Consider the following 7,391-nt stretch of genomic DNA (forward strand, 5'->3'; position numbering starts at 1 on the left):
ATAGACTGGAAATTAAAATTAGAAAATCTAACGTTATAATTAATTATGTCTGCTAAAAAACTCACAGGTAATGAAATTCGACAAACATTTCTCAACTTTTACGCACAACGGGAACACACCATTCTACCCAGTGCATCTCTAGTTCCCGAAGACCCCACGGTCTTACTAACTATTGCGGGAATGTTACCATTCAAACCTATATTTCTCGGACAACAACCCCGGAAATATCCTCGCGCTACTACTTCCCAAAAATGTATCCGTACTAACGATATTGAAAATGTTGGTCGCACTGCCAGACATCACACTTTTTTTGAGATGTTGGGTAATTTCAGTTTTGGAGACTATTTTAAACCAGAAGCGATCGCCTACGCTTGGGAACTATCTACAAAAATATTCGGTTTGCCTCCAGACCATTTAGTTGTCAGCGTATTCCGAGAAGATGATGAAGCATTTGCTATTTGGCGCGACAAAATTGGCATTCCTGCACACCGCATTCAACGCATGGATGAGGAGGATAATTTTTGGGCATCGGGTCCGACAGGCCCCTGTGGCCCGTGTTCGGAAATTTATTATGATTTTCATCCAGAATTAGGGGATGAGAACATTGACTTGGAAGATGACAGCAGGTTTATCGAATTTTATAACCTGGTATTCATGCAATACAACCGGGATGCAGAGGGAAATCTCACGCCACTGCAAAACAGAAATATTGATACAGGGATGGGGTTAGAAAGAATGGCGCAAATATTACAAAAAGTGCCGAATAATTATGAAACTGACCTAATTTTTCCGATCATTAAAACTGCTGCGGATATTGCTGGTATTGACTACAAAAAAAGTGATGACAAAACCAAAATTTCCCTGAAAGTTATTGGAGACCATGTACGAGCAGTAGCTCATTTAATTGCCGATGGTGTCACCGCATCTAATGTTGGCAGGGGTTATATTTTACGACGGTTAATTCGCCGGGTTGTGCGTCATGGTCGTTTAATTGGCATTTTTGGGGAGTTTACATCCAAAGTTGCTGAGAAAGCGATCGCTCTTTCTGAGGATGTTTACCAAAATTTGCGGGAGAGGGAAACTGTTATTAAAGCTGAGTTGCAACGGGAAGAGTCTCGTTTCTTGGAAACATTGGAGCGGGGTGAAAAATTGTTGGCGGAAATTATGGCAAAACCGGAAACTCAGAAAACCAAGCAAATTTCTGGGGAAGATGCTTTCAAGTTATACGACACCTATGGTTTCCCATTGGAGCTGACTCAGGAAATAGCAGAGGAAAATGGTTTAACTGTTGATGTTGATGGGTTTGAGAAAGAAATGAAACTGGCACAAATACGTTCTCAGTCAGCTCACGAAACTATTGACTTGAATGCTGAAGGTGGGGTAAAATTGGATGTTGACAAAACAGAATTTTTAGGGTACACAGATTTGATTTCTTCAGCGCAGGTAATGGCGTTAATAGCTGAAGGGGAACAGGTTGAGTCTGCGGAAGCGGGTACTCAAGTACAAGTGGTGCTTGACCAAACGCCCTTTTATGCCGAGTCTGGAGGTCAAATAGGCGATCGCGGTTATCTGAGTGGGGATAATGTGGTCGTGCGGATAGAAGATGTGCAGAAGCAGAATAATATTTTTGTGCATTTCGGTCGCGTGGAAAGGGGTACGTTACAGTTAGGAATGACGGTAAATGCTCAAATAGATGCTGCTTGTCGTCGCAGAGCGCAAGCAAACCATACCGCAACACATTTATTACAAGCTGCTTTGCGGTCTCTGGTAGACCAGTCTATTTCTCAAGCGGGTTCCTTGGTATCTTTTGACCGTTTGCGATTTGATTTTAATTGCCCCCGGGGGTTGAAACCAGAGGAAGTGGAGCAAGTGGAAGCTCAGGTAAATAGTTGGATCGCTGAAGCACATCCGGCAACGGTTGCAGAAATGCCATTGGATGAGGCAAAGGCAAAGGGAGCTGTTGCTATGTTTGGTGAAAAGTATAGCGATGTGGTGCGGGTGGTTGACTATCCGGGAGTGTCGATGGAATTATGTGGGGGAACTCATGTGAATAATACGGCAGAAATTGGGGTGTTTAAAATTATTTCTGAAGCTGGTATTTCTTCTGGGGTGCGCCGTATAGAAGCAGTTGCTGGTCTGGCAGTTTTAGATTATTTGAATGTCCGGGATACTGTGGTTAAAGAATTGAGCGATCGCTTTAAGGCAAAACCGGAAGAGTTATCGGAGCGGGTGAGTAATTTGCAGCAGGAGTTGAAGGAGTCGCAAAAGCAGTTGGAAGCGTTGAAAGGCGAGTTAGCAGTAGCGAAGTCTGACCAGTTGTTAGGAGATGCTGAGACTGTGGGTGAGTTTCAGATATTGGTAGCAGAAATGCCTGGAGTTGATGCGGAAGCGTTGAAAACTGCTGCGGAACGGTTACAACAAAAGTTGGGCGAGAGTGCTGTGGTATTGGGTTCCGGGTCTGAGGGTAAAGTTAGTTTAGTTGCTGCTTTTAGTAAGTCTGTGAATAGTAAAGGTTTGCAAGCAGGGAAATTTATTGGTGGGATAGCGAAAATGTGTGGAGGAGGCGGCGGCGGTCGTCCGAATTTGGCGCAAGCAGGAGGTCGCGATCCAAGTAAGTTGAAGGAAGCGTTGGAGAGTGCGAGGGAGCAGTTGGTTGATGGGTTGAAGTAAATGTTGAGTTTGCTTTATTGATATTTGTAGGTTGGGTTGAGGAACGTTAGCGGAGCTTATCCGTTAGGATAAACCCAACATAACGCAGTATATGAACGTTTTTGTTGGGTTCGCTGTCGCTTAACCCAACCTACATTATTATCACTAAATTATCCAAATATGGTATTAGTAGTTTAGGTGATTTTTGTAGATTTAAGTTGGTTAATACCTAAGCTAAAAATTATTTATTTAGCAGTTTTAAAAATCTACAATATCTGAACCATTTTCACTAGACATCTCAAGAAAACAGGGAATGAGGAACATGGATAAATCATTGATAGTTTATGGTTATATTTATAAAGTGTCCAATACCCACATTTATTAAATTAGTTATGCCAATATATTTACATTAATGGATATAAATTCACAGAAAGAATACTTTAGTTATGCCTATGTAAGAGCAGTTGCAGCAGTAGCTGGGTACTCGGTAGAAGAAAAATCTAGACCTATGGATAATGCAGGAATAGATTTAACAATAGAATCTCCTGGAGAAATAGGACTGAGTTTATTTCCAAAAGTGGATGCTCAAGTTAAATGTACTGCTTTAACTAATATAATTAAAGCCAATACTATTAACTTTCCTTTACCTAGAAAAAATTACGATACCCTTAGACGGGAAAGTTTAGTCCCTTTGATTTTAATAGTAGTGTTAGTTCCGGATAAATTGACTGAATGGATGGCCATATCTCAAGAAGAGTGTGTAATGAGAAAGTGTGGTTACTGGGCATCTTTAAAAGGGGAGCCTTCTACAAAAAATAAGGAAACTGTTACTGTCAAGTTATCACGCAAAAACTTGTTTACACCAGATAATTTATCAAAAATAATGGAAAAAATAAATAATAGGGAAGAATTATGAAAGTATCTAACAATGAAATTATAGAATTCAATTATTTAGATCCACTTTCTGTCTATAACTATCTTCAAGATAATGGGTGGAAAGAGGAGGATAAACTTGGGACTAAAGCTTCTATTTTAGCTATTAGTAAGAATCAGAAACAATATTCTGTTTTATTGCCATTAGAAAAAGAATTGGCTGATTTTGCATCTAGAATGTACGATGTATTTAGAGTATTAGAAGTAGTTGAAGAACGCCCAAAATCAGAAATTATTGCCGGGCTTAAAAATCCTCAGCAAGTAGCAATTCAAAAAAAATGTGAAATATTGAGTTTGAGGTTCAAGTTTATATTTGAGGAATACAAGAGAGAATTATCAGCAAAACAAATGGGGAACATATTAATATCATTACAAGATTTTTTTGATGCAGTTGGTCAATATGAATTAACTAAGACTTATACAAAAGGAAAAATAGCAAAAGGAATTTTAGACCAAACAGAATTATCAATCTTTGAAACTTTCCAAGGTTCTTTTGGCATCAAACTTACTATGGCAGAAAACGGTCAACTTAATCTTTTAGAAAGACCATTACCAGAAAGAATTGCTCAAATATTTTTAGAATTATTGAGGTTAAGTAATCAGTTAGATAAAGGAAAATTAAAACAAACTTTACTGAGGATCAAAAGAAGAGCAGCTTCTAAATATCGTTATTTTTTATTTTATTTAGCTCCTATAGAATCTGACTTAAACTTTGATTGGGGTTCTTTAAATGAAAATGCTGGAGGTCATGTGATATTAGCCTACGATGATATACTCAAGACTATTGATTTTATTAATAAAATGGAAGAGGAAGAACCAGAAGAGTACGAAATCTACGGTAGGCTATCATTAGCTGATAAGAAAACAAAAAAACTGACAATAGAAGAGTTAGACTCTAACAAATTATATTCAGGAACAATATCGAAAGAGTCTTGGGACAATCTGGAAAATCAAGGAATTGAATTAACAATAGATAATCTATACTCAGCAAGATTTCAAGAGGTAACTTTAGTTAATCCAGCAACAGAAGAAGAAAAAATTGAACGAACTATAATTAAACTTACCCCTAGAGTACGGCAAGAAAGTAATACTTCATAATTTATCCTCTCAAACTAAAATTTAATATCCCGCCAATGTTGAGCAAATTCTCCCACAAATATCTTCAAATGTTTAAGATTAGTAGTAGCAACATATATTCCTTGACCAGGAGCTTCTTGACAAAGAATACTCCATTGAGCAGAAATAATCATATCTGCATCAATATTTTTATCATCTGCAGTTGGGATGTGATTTTGACGTGCCTCAGCCCAAAACTCAGCAGCTTTGTTCATAACTTCTGTTTTAAGTGGCAAAAATATAACCACATTCTTGAGACTATCTAGTATTTCTACACCCTCACTTTTAATCCGAATTAACTCTCGCCTAACCTCATAATCAGAAATTTCTGAAGTTGCTACTACTACACTTTTAGCTAATAGTTGATATAACCATTCATTACATTGGGAAATTTCAATATCCTCCGTTTTAGAAGTATCTCGAATAGGACTAGCAAGTAACCCAAGCACTCCTGAATCTAATATTACAATCATAATTACAGATTTTCTCCATTGTATTTTCTTTTAATTTCTTCCATTCTTGCTTTTGCCCAAGCCATAGCAGGTTTATTTTTTTCTAGTTGCTCTTCGGGAGTTCGCCCTAAATTCAAATATGGCAATAAAATACCTTTTTCTGAATTATCTATTTCTGTTGCCTTATTTAATAAATATTGACCTTTTTCCCATAATTTAGAAGTAGATTTTGACTTTCTCAATTCAATTGCTCTATCTACAGCTTTTGGAATTAGCCAAAAAGAGTTTTGATACTTGCTAAATAAATCTTCCTGTTGTTGCAGGGAAGGTAAAATTAACCTGATTCTAATTAACAAACCTTGCCATCCTTTACATTTATAACTTGCCTTAGTAAAACCGTAAGCTATGTTAGTAAAATATTGACGACTTTCCACAGAAAAAATATCCCAACAAGACTCGATACCAATAGCTAGTTTTTCTATTTTGTCTATGTATTGATTTATATTTATTGGAATGTCATTTTCAAATTTAATTTGCGTATTAATTGCCTCCAAATATTTTTTCGTCCCCACCATCATCTCCTGTAAAGTTGCCTCTGCACTTTGACCTTTGAGAGCAGCAACTTCTCGAAAAAACTCCTGTACTTCATCAGTTAATGAATTAGGGGAAATACAATTTTCTAAAAACGATTTTACTTTCTCAATATTGTCTTCTGTCCGTTTAAGAGCTTCTGTTTCTTGCTGTGAAAATAGTCCATTAAGCATTTTCTTTTTCTCCTTCAAAGACACTAAACTATGATTATTCTATTTTATACCGCTGTTGCCATAAATTACAATATTTTAAAAAATGTATTGATATCTATTAAGGAAATTATAGACGTTCGTTAATTGCAATTTGGAACGAGTCAATTACAGAGTTAGCTGACCTCAGAGATGCTGAAGTTAAAATGTTAAATAGAGCAGTTTTATTTCTTGGTTTTGCAGCTATTATATCAGCAATAGATGTGATATTAGCATCAAGACTTGAATAAGTTGTCTTATTTGATTGAGACTATCAACCTATTGACATATATGAAAAGGTAGAGATATCGCCAAACAGATCCCAAAAATCATCCGTACATCCGTGCCAGAATTCATGTCTAGCTCTAGGGAGCGATCGCCAATAATATGTTAAAATCTATATCAGTTTATTTGCACTATTCCAGAATCAAAAGGAGGTAAGAAAAAAATGAGTGTGGTTATTCCTGATGACGTGCTGAGAGCAGCTAGAATGTCTGAAGCACAATTAAAGTTAGAAATTGCCATTATGTTATTTCAACAAGATAAAATTAGTATTGGTAAAGCTCGTCGTTTGGCTGGAATTAATTTATTAGAGTTTCAGCGGGAAATTGCTGAACGCGGTATTTGCATCCATTATGATGTTGAGGAGTTTGAAGAGGATATTAAAACTTTGCAGGAAATGGGTAGGTTATGATTGTTATCAGTGATACTTCACCTATTACTAATTTGTCAGCAGTGGGAGCTTTGGAACTTCTGCATCAACTTTACGATCGCGTCATTATTCCTCTAGCAGTTTATGATGAAATGGCTTCTTTGGGATATCAAGTACCGGGTACGGTTGAGGTTCAAACTTTAGATTGGATTGAAAATCGGACAGTTGAAAATCGCGAATAAGTTGAGGAGTTGCAGGTTGATTTAGATATGGGAGAAGCAGAAGCAATTATTTTAGCTTTGGAACTGGATGCAGATTTGTTACTGCTAGATGAACGTAAGGGAAGAAGGGTAGCTTTGGAGTTAGGAGTTAAGAAAATAAGTGGGTTGTTAGCTGTATTGCAGGAAGCTAAGAGAAAAGGTTTGATTTTAGAAATTAAGCCAATTTTGGATCGGTTGATTTCTGAAAATAATTTTCGGATTAGCGTTAGTCTCTATAATACGGTTTTACAATTTGCTGGCGAGTGAAGTTGTGTTGGTTTAATAGCGATCGCTCTTCAAATCTGGTTGCTTTGGGAAGGAGAGATCGCCAACCTTATTTATCAAACTAGAATTTAATATCTCGCCAATTTTGAGCATATTCTCCCACAAATATTTTCAAGTGTTTAATATTAGTAGTAGCAACATATATTCCTCTACCAGGAGCTTCTTGAGAGAGAATATTCCATTGAGCAGAAATAATCATATCTGCATCAATGTTTTTATCATCAGTTGTCGGGATATGATTTTGAAGTGCCTCAGCCAAAAACTC

General features: G+C 37.0%; 6 protein-coding genes and 2 pseudogenes. 5 read left to right on the forward strand and 3 right to left on the reverse strand.

Annotated features, from left to right (window positions below; genetic code table 11):
* Positions 1–45: 45 nt before the first annotated feature.
* The 3 genes from alaS to AC3DU7_RS19965 all read left to right on the forward strand — a co-directional run bounded on the left by alaS (position 46) and on the right by AC3DU7_RS19965 (position 4,680).
* Entirely contained in the window at positions 46–2,670 is a 2,625-nt protein-coding gene (gene alaS, locus AC3DU7_RS19955) for an alanine--tRNA ligase (RefSeq protein WP_488041056.1), read from the forward strand.
* A 391-nt stretch (positions 2,671–3,061) separates the two neighbouring features.
* On the forward strand, positions 3,062–3,565 hold the full coding sequence (locus AC3DU7_RS19960) for a DUF4365 domain-containing protein (RefSeq protein WP_488041057.1): 504 nt from the start codon (positions 3,062–3,064) through the stop codon (positions 3,563–3,565).
* Positions 3,562–4,680, forward strand: a complete 1,119-nt coding sequence (locus tag AC3DU7_RS19965) for a hypothetical protein (protein WP_488041058.1) — start codon at positions 3,562–3,564, stop codon at positions 4,678–4,680. The genes AC3DU7_RS19960 and AC3DU7_RS19965 overlap by 4 nt, the downstream gene beginning before the upstream one ends.
* 14 nt (positions 4,681–4,694) lie before the next feature.
* Here the strand turns inward: AC3DU7_RS19965 and AC3DU7_RS19970 are convergent, their stop codons facing one another.
* Together AC3DU7_RS19970 and AC3DU7_RS19975 are read right to left on the reverse strand one after the other, a co-directional pair.
* Entirely contained in the window at positions 4,695–5,171 is a 477-nt protein-coding gene (locus AC3DU7_RS19970; protein ID WP_488041059.1) for a PIN domain-containing protein, read from the reverse strand.
* A 2-nt stretch (positions 5,172–5,173) separates the two neighbouring features.
* Complete coding sequence (locus AC3DU7_RS19975) at positions 5,174–5,914, reverse strand: hypothetical protein (protein WP_488041060.1); 741 nt, start codon at positions 5,912–5,914, stop codon at positions 5,174–5,176.
* Positions 5,915–6,377: 463 nt separating this feature from the next.
* Between AC3DU7_RS19975 and AC3DU7_RS19980 the strand changes: the two genes are divergently transcribed.
* Positions 6,378–6,623 (forward strand): UPF0175 family protein, encoded by a 246-nt coding sequence (locus AC3DU7_RS19980; RefSeq protein ID WP_202224470.1) that lies wholly within the window; start codon positions 6,378–6,380, stop codon positions 6,621–6,623.
* Positions 6,620–7,108: pseudogene (locus tag AC3DU7_RS19985) on the forward strand (PIN domain-containing protein). Before AC3DU7_RS19980 ends, AC3DU7_RS19985 begins: the two are co-directional and overlap by 4 nt.
* A gap of 79 nt (positions 7,109–7,187) precedes the next feature.
* Here AC3DU7_RS19985 and AC3DU7_RS19990 read toward each other — a convergent pair.
* Positions 7,188–7,391 (reverse strand): annotated as a pseudogene (locus AC3DU7_RS19990) (hypothetical protein); the annotation flags it as partial.

It is taken from the genome of Okeania sp. (assembly GCF_983059655.1).